Origin of the sequence: Vibrio sp. 1562 (assembly GCF_033340155.1) — a bacterium.
Taxonomy (GTDB): Bacteria; Pseudomonadota; Gammaproteobacteria; order Enterobacterales; family Vibrionaceae; genus Vibrio; species Vibrio alginolyticus.
Map to the genome: position 1 here is coordinate 1 of NZ_JAWOVY010000595.1, position 576 is coordinate 576.

The window sequence follows — 576 nt, forward strand, 5'->3', positions numbered from 1 at the left end:
ACACAGAGTGTTTAAGCCTAATCGTTCGTGTACTTTACTCGATTCTGCACTTCGAACTTCGGGATCCTGGCTCGTGGGAACTGAGCTTCGATCTTTTCCTAGTTTGGTTTGCCATTGCAGAAGCTGATTTATTTGTTGAAAGTCAGCTCTGTTACCTTTTCTGTTTAAAAGGGCTTTTTGGTGTGGTTAATCCGTTTTCTACGGAGTTTTGAGTTCCAAGTGGTTTCAGTGACAGGCGCTTTGAAACTGCGCCTGACTTGAGTTTTCAGAACACATAACCTTAGTGTTGGCAAAGCGGTCATTGACTTCAAATCAAAGCTTTAGGTTTGGCAACTAACAAAGCATTCAAGAGGGATTCACAACGCTTGGCAGTTTTGGTTTGAATTGGCTTTAGTGTTTACGGCACAATGGTTTAGGTTAGGTGGTGGCGTTGTTCACCCCTTAATGCGGCGTTAGGTGTTTCCCAAAAGTTGGTATTACAGAGGTCTTATGAACGTGTTTTTATTGCCACCTGAAAGGCACTTTGATGGTGGGTTAGGGGCAACCGCAGGTGAGTTTAAACGCTCGGCTGAAGAG

Annotated in this window: 1 pseudogene; it reads left to right on the forward strand. The window is 44.1% G+C overall.

The features are described 5' to 3' along the window. Positions 1-212, forward strand: a pseudogene (locus R7Z49_RS26595) (hypothetical protein); the annotation flags it as partial. Positions 213-576 lie beyond the last annotated feature (364 nt).